General features: G+C 72.8%; 15 protein-coding genes. 8 read left to right on the plus strand and 7 right to left on the minus strand.

All coding sequences use genetic code 11. The features are described 5' to 3' along the window. Nucleotides 1–268 precede the first annotated feature (268 nt). The 4 genes from nhaA (at nucleotide 269) to SNOUR_RS48385 (ending at nucleotide 3,726) form a co-directional block, all read left to right on the plus strand. The gene (gene nhaA, locus SNOUR_RS18725; protein ID WP_067348588.1) at nucleotides 269–1,663 is read left to right on the plus strand and encodes a Na+/H+ antiporter NhaA; all 1,395 of its coding nucleotides are present in this window, start codon (nucleotides 269–271) and stop codon (nucleotides 1,661–1,663) included. A gap of 44 nt (nucleotides 1,664–1,707) precedes the next feature. Next, nucleotides 1,708–2,166, plus strand: coding sequence for a phage holin family protein (locus SNOUR_RS18730; RefSeq protein WP_067348591.1), 459 nt, complete (start codon nucleotides 1,708–1,710; stop codon nucleotides 2,164–2,166). Next, complete coding sequence (locus SNOUR_RS18735; protein WP_067348594.1) at nucleotides 2,163–3,092, plus strand: alpha/beta fold hydrolase; 930 nt, start codon at nucleotides 2,163–2,165, stop codon at nucleotides 3,090–3,092. Before SNOUR_RS18730 ends, SNOUR_RS18735 begins: the two co-directional genes overlap by 4 nt. 436 nt (nucleotides 3,093–3,528) lie before the next feature. Continuing rightward, nucleotides 3,529–3,726: a hypothetical protein gene (locus tag SNOUR_RS48385; protein WP_079142762.1), complete on the plus strand. Its 198-nt coding sequence runs from the start codon at nucleotides 3,529–3,531 to the stop codon at nucleotides 3,724–3,726. A gap of 78 nt (nucleotides 3,727–3,804) precedes the next feature. Here SNOUR_RS48385 and SNOUR_RS18740 read toward each other — a convergent pair whose 3' ends face one another. The 3 genes from SNOUR_RS18740 to nth form a co-directional block, all read right to left on the minus strand. After that, nucleotides 3,805–5,004 (minus strand): MarP family serine protease, encoded by a 1,200-nt coding sequence (locus SNOUR_RS18740; RefSeq protein WP_067348596.1) that lies wholly within the window; start codon nucleotides 5,002–5,004, stop codon nucleotides 3,805–3,807. A gap of 13 nt (nucleotides 5,005–5,017) precedes the next feature. Continuing rightward, nucleotides 5,018–5,743, minus strand: a complete 726-nt coding sequence (locus SNOUR_RS18745) for an NUDIX hydrolase (protein WP_067348599.1) — start codon at nucleotides 5,741–5,743, stop codon at nucleotides 5,018–5,020. A 66-nt stretch (nucleotides 5,744–5,809) separates the two neighbouring features. After that, a complete protein-coding gene (gene nth, locus SNOUR_RS18750; RefSeq protein ID WP_067348601.1) occupies nucleotides 5,810–6,808 on the minus strand; it encodes an endonuclease III in 999 nt (332 codons plus the stop codon). Between the two features lie 381 nt (nucleotides 6,809–7,189). Between nth and SNOUR_RS18755 the strand changes: the two genes are divergently transcribed. Beyond that, on the plus strand, nucleotides 7,190–7,864 hold the full coding sequence (locus SNOUR_RS18755) for a Crp/Fnr family transcriptional regulator (protein ID WP_003981529.1): 675 nt from the start codon (nucleotides 7,190–7,192) through the stop codon (nucleotides 7,862–7,864). Between the two features lie 210 nt (nucleotides 7,865–8,074). Further along, nucleotides 8,075–8,830 (plus strand): nucleotidyltransferase domain-containing protein, encoded by a 756-nt coding sequence (locus SNOUR_RS18760; RefSeq protein WP_312632747.1) that lies wholly within the window; start codon nucleotides 8,075–8,077, stop codon nucleotides 8,828–8,830. A 44-nt stretch (nucleotides 8,831–8,874) separates the two neighbouring features. Here SNOUR_RS18760 and SNOUR_RS18765 read toward each other — a convergent pair whose 3' ends face one another. From SNOUR_RS18765 to sp36, 4 genes are all read right to left on the minus strand, one after another. After that, nucleotides 8,875–9,705 carry an MBL fold metallo-hydrolase gene (locus SNOUR_RS18765; RefSeq protein ID WP_067348606.1) on the minus strand — a complete coding sequence of 277 codons (831 nt, stop codon included), beginning with the start codon at nucleotides 9,703–9,705 and terminating at the stop codon, nucleotides 8,875–8,877. Continuing rightward, nucleotides 9,702–10,607, minus strand: coding sequence for an NUDIX hydrolase (locus SNOUR_RS18770; protein WP_067348608.1), 906 nt, complete (start codon nucleotides 10,605–10,607; stop codon nucleotides 9,702–9,704). The genes SNOUR_RS18765 and SNOUR_RS18770 overlap by 4 nt, the downstream gene beginning before the upstream one ends. Before the next feature lie 90 nt (nucleotides 10,608–10,697). Further along, entirely contained in the window at nucleotides 10,698–11,162 is a 465-nt protein-coding gene (locus SNOUR_RS18775) for a RidA family protein (protein ID WP_067348610.1), read from the minus strand. Continuing rightward, a complete protein-coding gene (gene sp36, locus SNOUR_RS44690) occupies nucleotides 11,159–11,317 on the minus strand; it encodes a Sp36 family protein (RefSeq protein WP_003967454.1) in 159 nt (52 codons plus the stop codon). Before sp36 ends, SNOUR_RS18775 begins: the two co-directional genes overlap by 4 nt. Nucleotides 11,318–11,470: 153 nt before the next feature. Between sp36 and bagA the strand changes: the two genes are divergently transcribed. Beyond that, nucleotides 11,471–12,448, plus strand: a complete 978-nt coding sequence (bagA, locus tag SNOUR_RS18780) for an ATPase BagA (RefSeq protein ID WP_067348612.1) — start codon at nucleotides 11,471–11,473, stop codon at nucleotides 12,446–12,448. Next, nucleotides 12,445–13,827, plus strand: a complete 1,383-nt coding sequence (gene bagB, locus SNOUR_RS18785) for an ATPase BagB (protein ID WP_067348615.1) — start codon at nucleotides 12,445–12,447, stop codon at nucleotides 13,825–13,827. The genes bagA and bagB overlap by 4 nt, the downstream gene beginning before the upstream one ends. Nucleotides 13,828–13,829: the final 2 nt, after the last annotated feature.

Below are 13,829 nucleotides of genomic sequence, written 5' to 3' on the forward strand. Positions count from 1 at the left end.
GCGGCGGGCCGCGCCCCCGCGCCCCCGCACTCAGGGAGGGGGCACCGGCCGCGACGGCCCGGTGCCCCCTCCGCCGTTCCCGCGGCCGGCCCGTCTCCCCCGGCAGCCCGGCGCCCGAATTGCCCGTAAAGTTATCCCCACGCATTAACCCCTTGCACCCACCCGTTAGGGTTAGGGCAGCGTCAATGTGGCGCTAAGAAACTCTGGGTGCGCCGGGAAGTCTGGTCGGCAACTGCTACTGCCGTTCTCAGCTGCCGGAGGTCGTCGCGTGACTGCGCCCAGCAACCGTCGCTCCATATTCCTGGGCCGGATGCCCTTGCCGGAGCGGAATTTCATCGCCGAAGCACTGCGCACCGAAACCGTCGGCGGGGTCCTTCTCCTCGCCGCCGCCATCGCCGCCCTGATCTGGGCCAACACCCTGGGCGGCAGCTACGAGGCGGTCCGCGGCCTGCACATCGGCCCGGAATCGCTCGGCCTGGACCTCTCGCTCCAGCACTGGGCCGCCAACGGCCTGCTCGCGATCTTCTTCTTCGTCGCCGGCATCGAGCTCAAGCGCGAACTGGTCGCCGGCGAACTCCGCGACCCCAAGGCCGCCGCCCTCCCGGTGATCGCCGCGATCTGCGGCATGGCGACCCCGGCCATCGTCTACTTCGTCGTCAACGCCACCGGCAGCGGCTCCCTCCAGGGCTGGGCGGTCCCCACGGCCACCGACATCGCCTTCGCGCTCGCCGTCCTCGCGGTCATCGGCACCTCCCTGCCGTCCGCGCTGCGCGCCTTCCTGCTCACCCTCGCCGTCGTCGACGACCTCTTCGCGATCCTGATCATCGCGATCTTCTTCACCTCGAAGATCGACTTCCTCGCCCTCGGCCTGGCCGTCGCCGGCCTGGTGCTCTTCTACCTGCTGCTGCGCAAGGGCGTCCGCGGCTGGTACGTGTACGTGCCGCTCGGCGTGACGATCTGGGCGCTGATGGAGAACAGCGGCGTGCACGCCACCATCGCCGGCGTGGCCATGGGCCTGATGCTGCGCTGCCACCGCCGGGACGGCGAGCGGCAGTCCCCCGGCGAGCACATCGAGCACCTGGTCCGCCCGCTGTCGGCCGGACTGGCGGTGCCGCTGTTCGCGCTGCTCTCCGCGGGGGTGTCCATATCCGGCGGCGCCGTCCACGACGTCTTCACCCGGCCGGAGACCCTCGGCGTGGTCCTCGGCCTGATAGTGGGCAAGGCGGTGGGCATATTCGGCGGCACCTGGTGCACCGCCCGCTTCACCAGGGCCGAGCTCAACCCCGATCTGAAGTGGCCGGACGTCTTCGGCGTCGCCGCCCTGGCCGGCATCGGCTTCACCGTCTCCCTGCTCATCGGCGAACTGGCCTTCGCCGGCGACACCACCCTGACGGACGAGATCAAGGCGTCGGTGCTGATCGGCTCGCTGCTCGCGGCCGTCTTCGCCGGCATCCTCCTCAAGATCCGCAACAACAAGTACCGCGTCCTGTGCGACGAGGAGGAGCGCGACGACGACCAGGACGGCATCCCCGACGTCTACGAACGGGACCAGCCGGAGTACCACCTCCGGATGGCCGCGATCCACGAGGCGAAGGCCGCGGAGCATCGCAAGCTTGCCGAAATGGCCGCCCACGCCCGCTCCGGGGACCATGGTCCGGCATGATCTGAGAGGCTTTGCATCCAGGTGAAGAGAAGAGGGAGACGGCGATGAGCGCAGCCGACGACGGTGCGGACCGCAGCCTCGGGCAGCTGGTGGCCACGGCGACCGCCGAGATGTCCGCGCTGGTGCACGACGAGATCGCACTGGCCAAGGCAGAACTGCGGGAGGACGCCAAGCGGGCGGGCATCGGCGGTGCCGCGTTCATCGTGGCGGGCGTCCTGGCTCTGTTCGCGCTGCCGGTGCTGAGTTTCGCGGCGGCCTACGGCATCCACAACCTCGGCCTCGGGCTCGCCTGGTCCTTCCTGATCGTCGGCGGCGCCTTCCTGGTGATCGCCGCGCTGCTGATCCTGATCGCGATGGCCAAGATCAAGAAGATCAGCAAGCCGGAGAAGTCGATCGCCTCCGCCAAGGAGACCGCGGCCGTGCTGCAGAAGGCCAGGCCGCACCCGCGGGCGTCGGAAGCGGACCACCCGGTCCTGGAGTCTGTGACACGCTCGTCGGTATGACAGCCCCTGACAGCACCGCCTCGATCGTGCGGCTCGCCCTCCCGGGCGGGCAAGAGGTGACGCACCGGGACGTCGCGGCCAACGGTGCACGCTTCCACATCGCCGAGCTGGGTGACGGCCCCCTCGTGCTGCTGCTGCACGGCTTCCCGCAGTTCTGGTGGACCTGGCGGCACCAGCTGCCCGCGCTGGCCGACGCGGGCTTCCGCGCGGTCGCCATGGACCTGCGGGGCGTCGGCGGCAGCGACCGCACCCCGCGCGGCTACGACCCGGCGAACCTCGCCCTCGACATCACCGGCGTCATCCGCTCCCTGGGCGAACCGGACGCCGCGCTGGTCGGGCACGATCTGGGCGGCTACCTCGCCTGGACGGCCGCGGTGATGCGGCCCAAGCTGGTCCGCCGGCTCGCGGTGTCCTCGATGCCGCACCCGCGGCGCTGGCGGGCCGCGATGCTCGCCGACGTCCGCCGCAGCTCCCACATCTGGAGCTTCCAGCGGCCCTGGCTGCCCGAGCGCCGGCTGACCGCGGACGACGCGGCGCTGGTGGGCCGGATGCTCCGCGACTGGTCCGGGCCCGGGCTCCCCGAGGACGAGACCGTCGAGGTCTACCAGCGGGCAATGGGCATCCCGTCCACGGCGCACTGCTCGATCGAGCCGTACCGCTGGATGGTGCGCTCGATGGCCCGCCCCGACGGCATCCTGTTCAACCGCCGGATGAAGCTGCCCGTCCGGGTCCCCACCCTGCATCTGCACGGCTCCCTGGACCCGGTGATGCGCACCCGCAGCGCCGCCGGCTCCGGCGAGTACGTCGAGGCCCCCTACCGCTGGCGGCTCTTCGACGGCCTGGGGCACTGGCCGCACGAGGAGGACCCAGCCGCCTTCTCCACCGAACTCATCAACTGGCTGAAGGACCCCGAACCGGACCGCTGACGGCGGGTGCACCCCGGCTGGCCGGGGGTCCGGGGGTCGTCCCCCGGGGCGGCACAGTAACTGGCTGAAGGACCCCGAACCGGACCGCTGACGGCGGTGCACCCCGGCTGGCCGGGGGTCCGGGGGTCGTCCCCCGGGGCGGCACAGTAACTGGCTGAAGGACCCCGAACCGGACCGCTGACGGCGGTGCACCCCGGCTGGCCGGGGGTCCGGGGGTCGTCCCCCGGAGCGGCACAGTAACTGGCTGAAGGACTCCGAACCGGACCGCTGACGGCCCGCGCATGCGCGTCCGGCACCCACTGCCCACCTCGGGACCGGTCCATCCCGCCGCGTCACACGAACGTTCGTCTGACGAACGGCCAATTGCCTGACGCATAGGCCAATTGGCCGTCTCCCGAGCGGTTACGGACCTTGGGCCCCGGGCAGAGTCGAGGGTATGGGCTGGACGCACGACTACCGTGACGTGGCACGCAACCGCCGCAGCAGTGCCGCTGCAGTGGGCACGCAGGACAGGGGTACCCCGGATCTCCGATCCGACGGGTCCCCGGATCCGGCGCACCCCATGGGCATCCCCCGCATCCTGCGCCGCAGAGCGCGCTGGATGAGCGCACGCCTGCGCCATTCCCGAAGCTGACCCCGGCGCGCCTGCCCGGCGCGACCGCCGGGCCGTGTCCCGTCCGCAAGCGAGCGGTGCACGGCCCAGCGCCCGGCCTCAGATCGCGCACCCCTGGGTGTCGACCTGCCGGCTCGCGACCCGGCCCCGGACGGCGTCCTGCCGGACCTCGTCGGCGGTCAGCGCATAGCCGGTCCGGGCGTCGTCCCGCGACTTGGCGAAGACCACTCCGTAGACCTCGCCCTGAGGGGTGAGCAGCGGGCCGCCGGAGTTGCCCTCCCGGACGGTGGCGTAGAGCGAGTAGACGTCGCGACCGACGGTGCCGCGGTGGTAGATGTCCGCGCCGTCGGCCTGGATGCGGCCGCGGATCCGGGCCGGGCGGACGTCGTAGCCGCCGTTCTCCGGGAAGCCGGCGACGATGGCGCTCTTGCCGCTGCCGGCGTCCTTGGCGGCGAACTTCAGCGCCGGGGCACGGAGCTGCGGGACGTCCAGGACGGCGATGTCGCGCTCCCAGTCGTAGAGCACGACCTTGGCGTTCACCGGGAGGCCCTCGCCGCCCACCTGGACGGTGGGGTCGCTGACGCCGCCGACGACGTGCGCGTTGGTCATCACCCGGTGCGGCGCGAAGACGAAGCCGGTGCCTTCGAGGATCTTGCCGCAGCTGGGCGCCCGTCCGACGATCTTGACGATGCTGTGCCGGGCGTCGGCCGCCACGGGGCTGTTGGCCAGCGCCGGGTCCGGCGGGCGCACCGGCCGGATCGGCTCGTTGGAGAACGGCGTGAAGACCTGCGGGAAGCCGTTCTGCGCCAGCGCCGAGGAGAAGTCGGCGAACCAGGTGCTGGCCTGCGGCGGCATGACCTGGGAGACCCCGAGCAGCACCTTGGAGTTGCGGACCTCCTTGCTGAGCGTCGGCAGGGACGTGCCCGCCAGCGCGGAGCCGATCAGCCAGGCCACCAGCAGCATCGCCATGACGTTGACCAGCGCCCCGCCGGTCGCGTCCAGCGCGCGCGCCGGTGTCCAGGTGATGTGGCGGCGGAGCTTGTTGCCGAGGTGGGTGGTGAGCGCCTGGCCCACCGAGGCGCAGACGATCACGATGGCGACCGCCGCGATCACCGCGAAGGTGCCCGGTTTGGCATCGTCGGTGACCCCGTTCCAGATCACCGGCAGCACATAGACCGCGATCAGTCCTCCCCCGAGGAAGCCGATCACGGACAGGATGCCGACGAGGAAGCCTTGCCGGTAACCGACGATCGCGAACCACACGGCCGCGACCAACAGCAGGATGTCCAGGACGTTCACGCCGGACACCGTCTCACGAGCGCCAGTCGAGCGGGACCTGCTTCTCGCGGTCCCATGGGATCTCCCAGCCCGCGTAGTGCAGGATCCGGTCGATCACCCCGGCGGTGAAACCCCAGACCAGCGCGTCCTCCACGAGGAAGGCGGGGCCGACGTGGCCGCTGGGGTGACGGGTGGTGACCCGGTGTCCCGGGTCCGTGAGATCCGCCACGGGAACCGTGAAGACCCGGGCGGTCTCGCCGCGGTCCACCACGCCCACCGGGCTCGGCCGCCGCCACCACCCCAGCACGGGCGTCACGACGAAACCGCTGACGGGGATGTAGAGCCGCGGCAGCACCCCGAAGACCTGGACGCCGGCCGGGTCCAGCCCGGTCTCCTCCTGGGCCTCGCGCAGCGCCGCGCGGACCGGACCCGGCCCGTCCGGATCACCGTCCTGCGGATCGAGCGACCCGCCGGGGAAGGAGGGCTGCCCGGCGTGCGAGCGCAGGGTGCCGGCGCGCTCCATCAGGAGCAGCTCGGGCCCGCGGGCGCCGTGCCCGAAGAGGATCAGCACGGCGGACTGCCGGCCGCCGCGCTCCGGCGGCAGGAAGCGGCTGAGCTGGCGCGGCTCCACCGTGGCGGCCGCGCGGGCCACCGGGTCCAGCCACTCGGGCAGCCCCTCGGTCGTCACCGCAACCTCCCGCCCGGCCGCCGCCGGACGGGCACCCGTCGTCTCGCCGTACTGCTCCCGTGCACTCGTCATCCGCGCCCCCTTGAGGCTCACGTCGATGGTCGGTCCGCCAGTGGAGTCGTGCTCGCCGTCGCCGCCCTAGGAGGCCGCCAGCGGGAGCGCGGGCTGTCCTGGATAGTCGGCCGGCGGCTTCAGCCGCTGCCCGGGCTGGCCGCCCAGCTCGTACTTGAGCAGCTTCTTCGCCTTCTCCGGGTCGGTCTCGCCCTCACCGTACGAGGGGCACAGCGGAGCGACGGGGCAGGCCCCGCAGGCGGGCTTGCGGGAGTGGCAGACGCGGCGGCCGTGGAAGACCACGCGGTGCGAGAGCATCGTCCACTCGCTCTTGGGGAAGATCTCGGCGACGTCGGCCTCGACCTTCTCGGCGTCCTGCGCGGTCGTCCAGCCGAAGCGGCGCGCCAGCCGGCCGAAGTGCGTGTCCACGGTGATGCCGGGGACGCCGAAGGCGTTGCCCAACACGACATTGGCGGTCTTGCGGCCGACGCCGGGGAGCGTGACGAGGTCCTCCAGACGGCCCGGCACCTCGCCGCCGAAGCGGTCGCGCAGCGCCGTGGAGAGGCCGATCAGCGACTTCGCCTTGGCCCGGAAGAAGCCGGTGGGGCGGATCAGCTCCTCCAGCTGCTCCGGGGGGATCGCGGCCATGTCCTCGGGCGTGGGGCAGACGGCGAAGAGCCGAGGGGTGGTCTGGTTGACCCGCAGGTCGGTGGTCTGGGCGGACAGGACCGTGGCGACCAGCAGCTCGAAGGGGTTGCCGAAGTCCAGCTCGGGGTGGGCGTAGGGATACAGCTCGGCCAGCTCGCGGTTGATCCGCCGGGCCCGGCGCACCATCGCGACCCGGGACTCGGGCTTGCGGGCGGGGGCGGCCTTCTTGGCGGTGGCCTTCGCGGGGGCCTTCTTGGCGGTCGTCTTCTTCGCCGCCGCCGGCTTCGCGGCCGCGGTCTTCTTGGCGGGTGCCTTCTCGGCGGTGGTCTTCCTGGCCGCGGTGGTCGTCTTGGTCGCGGTGGTCGTCTTGGTCGCGGTCTTGGTCGCGGTCTTGGTCGCGGCCTTCTTCGCCGTCGGCTTCGCGGGGGTCTCCGTCACGGCCGCCTCCTTCGCCTCGGGTGCGACGCGCCGGTGGCGGGCGCCGTCGGCCTCCGCCCGGTCGTCACCCCGGGGGACGATTTGTTACTTTTGTCGGTATTCGAGGCGCCTGTGGGCAGCTGTTCGCCCACAGCGGAATCGCGCCGTGCGCTCACTCTGTCGGCCCCCAGTCCTCTGCTCTCACCGGCGTATTGGACACTCGGCCAGACTAAGGCCCCCCACTGACATCCGACCCGATCACCGAGATTCGTGACCCCAATCGGCCCCCTGCCGTATGGCTCGGACCGCGGGTCCGGCAAACTTGTGATTGATCGCACTGTTTTGCATTCCGGCATGATGGGGACCACAGTCCTCCGGAGCATGTCGACAAGGAGAGAACTCGTGGACGACGTTCTGCGGCGCGCCCCGCTCTTCGCGGCGCTCGACGACGAGCAGGCGGCCGAGCTTCGCGCCTCGATGGGAGAGGTCACGCTCGCCCGCGGCGACGCCCTGTTCCACGAAGGGGACCCGGGCGACCGCCTGTACGTGGTCACCGAAGGCAAGGTGAAGCTCCACCGCACCTCCCCCGACGGCCGCGAAAACATGCTGGCCGTCCTCGGTCCCGGCGAGCTCATCGGCGAACTGTCCCTCTTCGACCCCGGACCGCGCACGGCCACGGCCACCGCGCTCACCGAGGTCAAGCTGCTCGGCCTGGGCCACGGCGACCTCCAGCCCTGGCTGAACGCCCGCCCCGAGGTGGCCACCGCCCTGCTGCGTGCGGTCGCCCGCCGGCTGCGCAAGACCAACGACCAGATGTCCGACCTGGTCTTCTCGGACGTGCCGGGCCGTGTGGCGCGCGCCCTCCTGGACCTGTCGCGCCGCTTCGGCGTGCAGTCCGAGGAAGGCATCCACGTCGTGCACGACCTCACGCAGGAGGAGCTGGCCCAGCTGGTCGGCGCCTCCCGGGAGACCGTCAACAAGGCACTCGCGGACTTCGCGGGACGCGGCTGGCTGCGCCTGGAGGCGCGCGCGGTGATCCTGCTGGACGTCGAGCGGCTGGCCAAGCGCTCGCGCTGACGCCCGCGGCCACGCGACCGCGCCGAAGGCCCCGCTCCGGCGGGGCCTTCGCCGTACCCGGGGCGCGCCGGGCAGCCGCCCGTAATCGGCTCGCCACCCGCCGTTCCGCCGCTCCATAGTGAGCGCCATGACGACCGACGGTGGATCCGGGGGCCGCGGCAAGGGCCTCGACGAGGACGGCTGCTTCGTACGGGAGGTTCCCTGGAGCGGGTGCCCGCGCCGTTCGCGCCCGTCGTGGCGGGGCTGAGCGCCCGCCTGGCCGACCGCTTCGCGCCCGACAGGCTGCTCAGCGCGTACCTCTACGGCAGCATCCCGCGCGGCACCGCCGTCCCCGGGGTGTCCGACCTCGACGCGCTGCTCGTCCTGCGGACCGCCCCCACCGACGCCGATCGGGCCGCCACCCGGGCGATCGAGGCCGAGCTGGACGCCGCCTTCCCGCAGATCGACGGCGCCGGGATCCTGCTGATGGCCGTGGACCGGCTGCTCGGCGCGGAGGAGCGGTACGACGGGGCGTGGTTCGTGGCCTGTCTGTGCACGCCGCTCAGCGGGCCCGACGTGACCGCGTCGCTGCCCCGTTACCGGCCCACCTCGCTCCTCGCCCGGGAGACCAACGGCGACCTCCACCGCCGGCTGCCCGGCCTGCGCGAGCGGGCCGCCGCGGCCACCACCGCCGAGGAGCGCGCCCGGCTGACCAGAGGGGTCGCGCGCAATCTCGTCCGCACCGGATTCACGCTGGTCATGCCCCGCTGGGGCGGCTGGACCAGTGATCTCGTCGAGTCCGCCGAGGTGTTCGGGCGCTACTACCCGGCGCACGCCGAGCAGATGCACGCCGCAGCGCGCGCCGCCCGGAGCCCCGCCGCGCATCCCGAGCTGCTCGACGAGCTGTTGAGCGGGCTCGCCCCCTGGCTGGCCGACGAATACCTGGCCGTCCACGGGGCGAAGGCGCTCCCCCCGCAGGGGCCCTGACCCTCCGGCAGGGCCCCGGGCCCGCCCGAAGGCCGTGGACAGCCCTAGATCAGCCCGTGCTCGCCCAGGTAGTCCAGCTGCGCCCGCACCGACAGTTCGGCGGCCGGCCACAGCGAGCGGTCGACGTCCGCGTACACGCTCGCCACGACCTCGGCGGGGGTACGGTGGCCGGCCTCCACCGCGGTCTCCACCTGGGCGAGCCGGTGCGCCCGGTGCGCCAGGTAGAACTCGACCGCCCCCTGGGCGTCGTTCAGCACCGGCCCGTGGCCCGGGAGGACCGTCGAGACCCCGTCGTCCACGGTGAGGGAGCGCAGCCGGCGCAGCGAGTCCAGGTAGTCGCCCAGCCGGCCGTCGGGGTGCGCGACCACGGTGGTGCCGCGCCCCAGGATCGTGTCGCCCGTCAGGACCGCCCCGTCGGCGGGCAGATGGAAGGAGAGCGAGTCCGCGGTGTGCCCCGGGGTGGGCACCACCCGCAGCTCCAGGCCCCCGGTGGTGATGACGTCGCCCGCGCCGAGCCCCTCGTCCCCCAGGCGCAGCGCCGGGTCCAGCGCCCGTACGGAGGTGCCGGTCAGCTCGGCGAACCGGGCCGCCCCGTCGGCGTGGTCCGGGTGCCCGTGGGTGAGCAGGGTCAGCGCGACCCGGTGCCCGGCCCGCTCCGCGGTCTCGACGACGGCCCGGAGGTGGGCGTCGTCCAGCGGTCCGGGGTCGATGACGACGGCCAGGTCGGAGTCCGGCTCGGCGACGATCCAGGTATTGGTGCCGTCCAGCGTCATCGGGGACGGGTTCGGGGCCAGCACGCAGTGGGCGCGCGCGGTGGCCCGCCCCGAGATGACACCGCCGCGGGGCTGGCCGGGGAGGGCGGCTGCTTCGGTCATGCGGAAGGACCTCCCGGGGCGTCGGCAGGGCCGTCGTCCGTCGTCGCGATGTGCTTGGTGAACTCGTCGTGGCCGGGCCAGCTGAGCACGATCTCGCCGGCCACCAGGCGGGCGCGGGCCAGCACCGGCGTCAGGTCCTGCCCCTCGGCCCCGGCCAGCGCCTCGGTGACGCCGGCGTACGGCTGGAGGGAGCGCAGCGTGGAGATCGTCGGCGGCATCATCAGCAGCTCGCCGCGGTCGTAGCCGGCCGCGGCCTCCTCCGGGCGGATCCACACCGTGCGGTCCGCCTCCGTGGAGACGTTGAGGGCGCGCTGGCCCTCCGGGAGCGCGGCGACGAAGAAGAACGTGTCGTAGCGGCGCGGTTCGAACTCCGGGGTGATCCAGCGCGCCCAGGCGGCCAGCAGGTCGGAGCGCAGCACCAGGCCGCGGCGGGCCAGGAAGTCGGCGAAGGACAGCTCGTGGCCGACCAGCGCCGCGCGGTCGGCCTCCCAGTCCTCGCCGGTGGTGTCCGCGACGACCGTGCTGGCCGAGTCGCCGGCGAGCAGCACCCCGGCCTCCTCGAAGGTCTCGCGCACCGCGGCGCAGATGATGGCCTGCGCGGTGGACGGGTCGACGCCCAGTCGCACCGCCCATGCGGCGCGCGAGGGGCCCGCCCACCCCACGGGGCGCTCGTCGCGGGGATCCACGGAACCGCCCGGATAGGCGTACGCGCCTCCGGCGAAGGCCATGGAGGCGCGTCTGCGCAGCATGTGGACGGCGGGGCCGCCGTGATCGGTGTCCCGCAGCAGCAGGACCGTCGCGGCCCGCCGCGGCGCGGGCGGCGTCAGTTCGCCGTTCGTCAGGGCCCGGATGCGGGCCGGCCAGTCCGGCGGGTACCACTGACCGTTCGTCGTCGACGCCATGGCCGGATGCTATGCGCTCGCGTGCGGATGTTCGAGGGGCCCTCCGGGGAGAGGGCCCGATCCGGACGCGAGCGCACCGCTCGTGCCGCGTCAGTCGGCGATCTCGACCTGGATCTCGACCTCGACCGGGGCGTCGATGGGCAGCACCGCCACGCCCACCGCGGAGCGGGCGTGCACGCCCTTCTCGCCCAGGATCTCGCCGAGCAGCTCGCTGGCGCCGTTGACGACGCCCGGCTGGCCGGTGAACTCCGGCGCGGAGGCCACGAAACCGACGACCTTCACGACCCGGACGATCTTGTCGAGGTCGCCGGTGACGGACTTCACGGCGGCCAGCGCGTTCAGCGCGCAGACCGCGGCGAGCTCCTTGGCCTGCTCGGGGCTGACCTCGGCACCCACCTTGCCGGTGACCGGCAGCGCGCCGTCCACCATGGGCAGTTGGCCGGAGGTGTGGACGTACGAGCCGGAGCGCACCGCGGGCTGGTAGGAGGCCAGCGGCGGCACGACCTCCGGCAGCTTCAGACCGAGCGACGCGATCTTCTCCTCTACGGCGCTCACGCCTTCTCCCGCTTCAGGTAGGCCACCAGCTGCTCGGGGTTGTTCGGGCCCGGCACGACCTGGACCAGCTCCCAGCCGTCCTCGCCCCAGGTGTCCAGAATCTGCTTCGTCGCGTGCACGAGGAGCGGCACGGTTGCGTATTCCCACTTGGTCATGGGCCGAGCGTAATGCCTGTCCCGGGGGCTCCGGGCCCGCAGCCCCCGGGGCACGTCCCGGACGCCGCCCCCGACCGCGCGCGGGCGGATCTCCGGGGGTTCCCAGGCGTATCCCGTGCGTGAGCCGGACGCGGACTGGTTAGGCTCCTTGCCGTGAGCAGGCTCCATGTCGTCAGCGGCAAGGGCGGCACCGGCAAGACCACGGTCGCCGCTGCCCTCGCCCTCGCCCTGGCCACCGAGGGGCGCCGTACCCTCCTGGTCGAGGTCGAGGGCCGGCAGGGCATTGCCCAGCTGTTCGAGACCGAAGCGCTTCCCTACGAGGAGCGCAAGATCGCGGTGGCCCCCGGGGGCGGTGAGGTGCACGCCCTGGCCATCGACGCCGAGCGCGCCCTGCTGGACTACCTCCAGATGTTCTACAAGCTCGGCAGCGCCGGCCGGGCCCTGAAGAAGCTCGGCGCCATCGACTTCGCCACCACCATCGCCCCCGGCCTGCGGGACGTCCTGCTGACCGGCAAGGCGTGCGAGGCCGTCCGCCGCAAGGACAAGAGCGGCGCGTTCGTCTATGACGCGGTCGTGATGGACGCCCCGCCCACCGGCCGCGTCACCCGCTTCCTGAACGTCAACGACGAGGTCGCCGGCCTGGCCAAGATCGGCCCGATCCACAATCAAGCCCAGGCCGTGATGCGGGTCCTGAAGTCCCCCGAGACCGCGGTGCACCTGGTGACGCTCCTGGAGGAGATGCCCGTCCAGGAGACCGCCGACGGCATCGCCGAGCTGCGCGGGGCCGGCATCCCGGTGGGCGGCGTCGTGATCAACATGACCCGCCCCGCGCTGTTGGACAACGGCGATCTGGAGGTCGCCGCCCGCGGCGCCCGGGCCGGCATCGCCAAGGCGCTCTCCCAGGCCGGCCTGGGCGGCGCCCGCCGCGGCGGCCTCGCCGAGCGCCTGATCGACCCCCTGCTGGAGCAGGCGCGCGAGCACGCCGAGCGGGTCGAGCTGGAGCGCGCCCAGCACGCCGCCCTCACCGCCCTGGGCCTGCCCACCTACGAGCTGGGGCTGCTCCCCGAGGGAGTGGACCTCGCCGGGCTCTACGGCCTGGCCAGAGACCTGCGGAAACAGGGGCCCATATGACCTCCGACGACACGACGCTGGACGCCTCGGCCCCGTGGCTGGAGGTCGACGCCCTGATCGACGACCCGCGCACCCGCATCGTGGTGTGCTGCGGCTCGGGCGGCGTCGGCAAGACCACTACCGCCGCGGCACTGGGCGTGCGCGCCGCCGAGCGCGGCCGCAAGGTCGTGGTGCTGACGATCGACCCGGCCCGCCGCCTGGCGCAGTCGATGGGCATCTCCGAGCTCGACAACGTCCCCCGCCGGGTGAAGGGCGTCGACGAGAGTGCCGGCGGCGAACTCCACGCGATGATGCTGGACATGAAGCGCACCTTCGACGAGATCGTCGAGGGCCATGCGGACGCCGAGCGGGCCCGCGCCATCCTGGAGAACCCGTTCTACCAGTCCCTGTCGGCCGGTTTCGCCGGCACGCAGGAGTACATGGCGATGGAGAAGCTCGGCCAGCTCCGCGCCGGCGACGCGTGGGACCTGATCGTCGTGGACACCCCGCCGAGCCGCTCCGCGCTGGACTTCCTGGACGCACCCAAGCGCCTGGGGTCCTTCCTGGACGGCAAGTTCATCCGCGTCCTGATGGCGCCGGCGAAGGTCGGCGGTCGGGCCGGCATGAAGTTCCTCAATGTCGGCATGTCGATGATGACCGGCACCCTCAGCAAGCTGATGGGCGGTCAACTCCTGCGCGACGTGCAGACGTTCGTGGCCGCGATGGACACCATGTTCGGCGGCTTCCGCACCCGCGCGGACGCCACGTACCGCCTGCTCCAGGCGCCCGGCACGGCGTTCCTGGTGGTCGCCGCGCCGGAGCGGGACGCGCTGCGCGAGGCGGCGTACTTCGTCGAGCGGCTGGCGGCCGAGCAGATGCCGCTGGCCGGACTGGTGCTCAACCGCGTCCACGGCAGCGGCGCGGCCCAACTCAGCGCGGAGCGCGCGCTGGCCGCCGCGGAGGTGCTGACGGAGGACCTCGCCGACCACGCGCCGCAGGACGCGGAGGAGGCTCCGCAGGGGCCGAACGACGACCCCAACTCGCCCTACGGCGAGGCCGGTTCACCGCTCGCGGAAAATCTTGGTTCGGACGGCATTGTGGATCTCGCCGACGGGAAGACTGGATCACGTATCCCCGGCGGCCCCTCCCCCGCCGCCGCGGAGCATGCGGCATCCCCATCGACCCCGGCAGCGCAACTCGCCGCCGGTCTCCTGCGGCTGCACGCGGAACGCATGCAGGTCCTGGCGCGCGAACGACGCACCCGCGACCGCTTCACCGCACTGCACCCCGAGGTGCCGGTGGCGGAGGTCGCCGCGTTGCCCGGCGACGTCCACGACCTCGCGGGCCTGCGTGCGATCGGCGACCGCCTCACGCTGCGCCCGGCCGCGACCGACGACTGACC

The organism is Streptomyces noursei ATCC 11455, assembly GCF_001704275.1.
In the GTDB taxonomy this organism is placed as follows: domain Bacteria; phylum Actinomycetota; class Actinomycetes; order Streptomycetales; family Streptomycetaceae; genus Streptomyces; species Streptomyces noursei.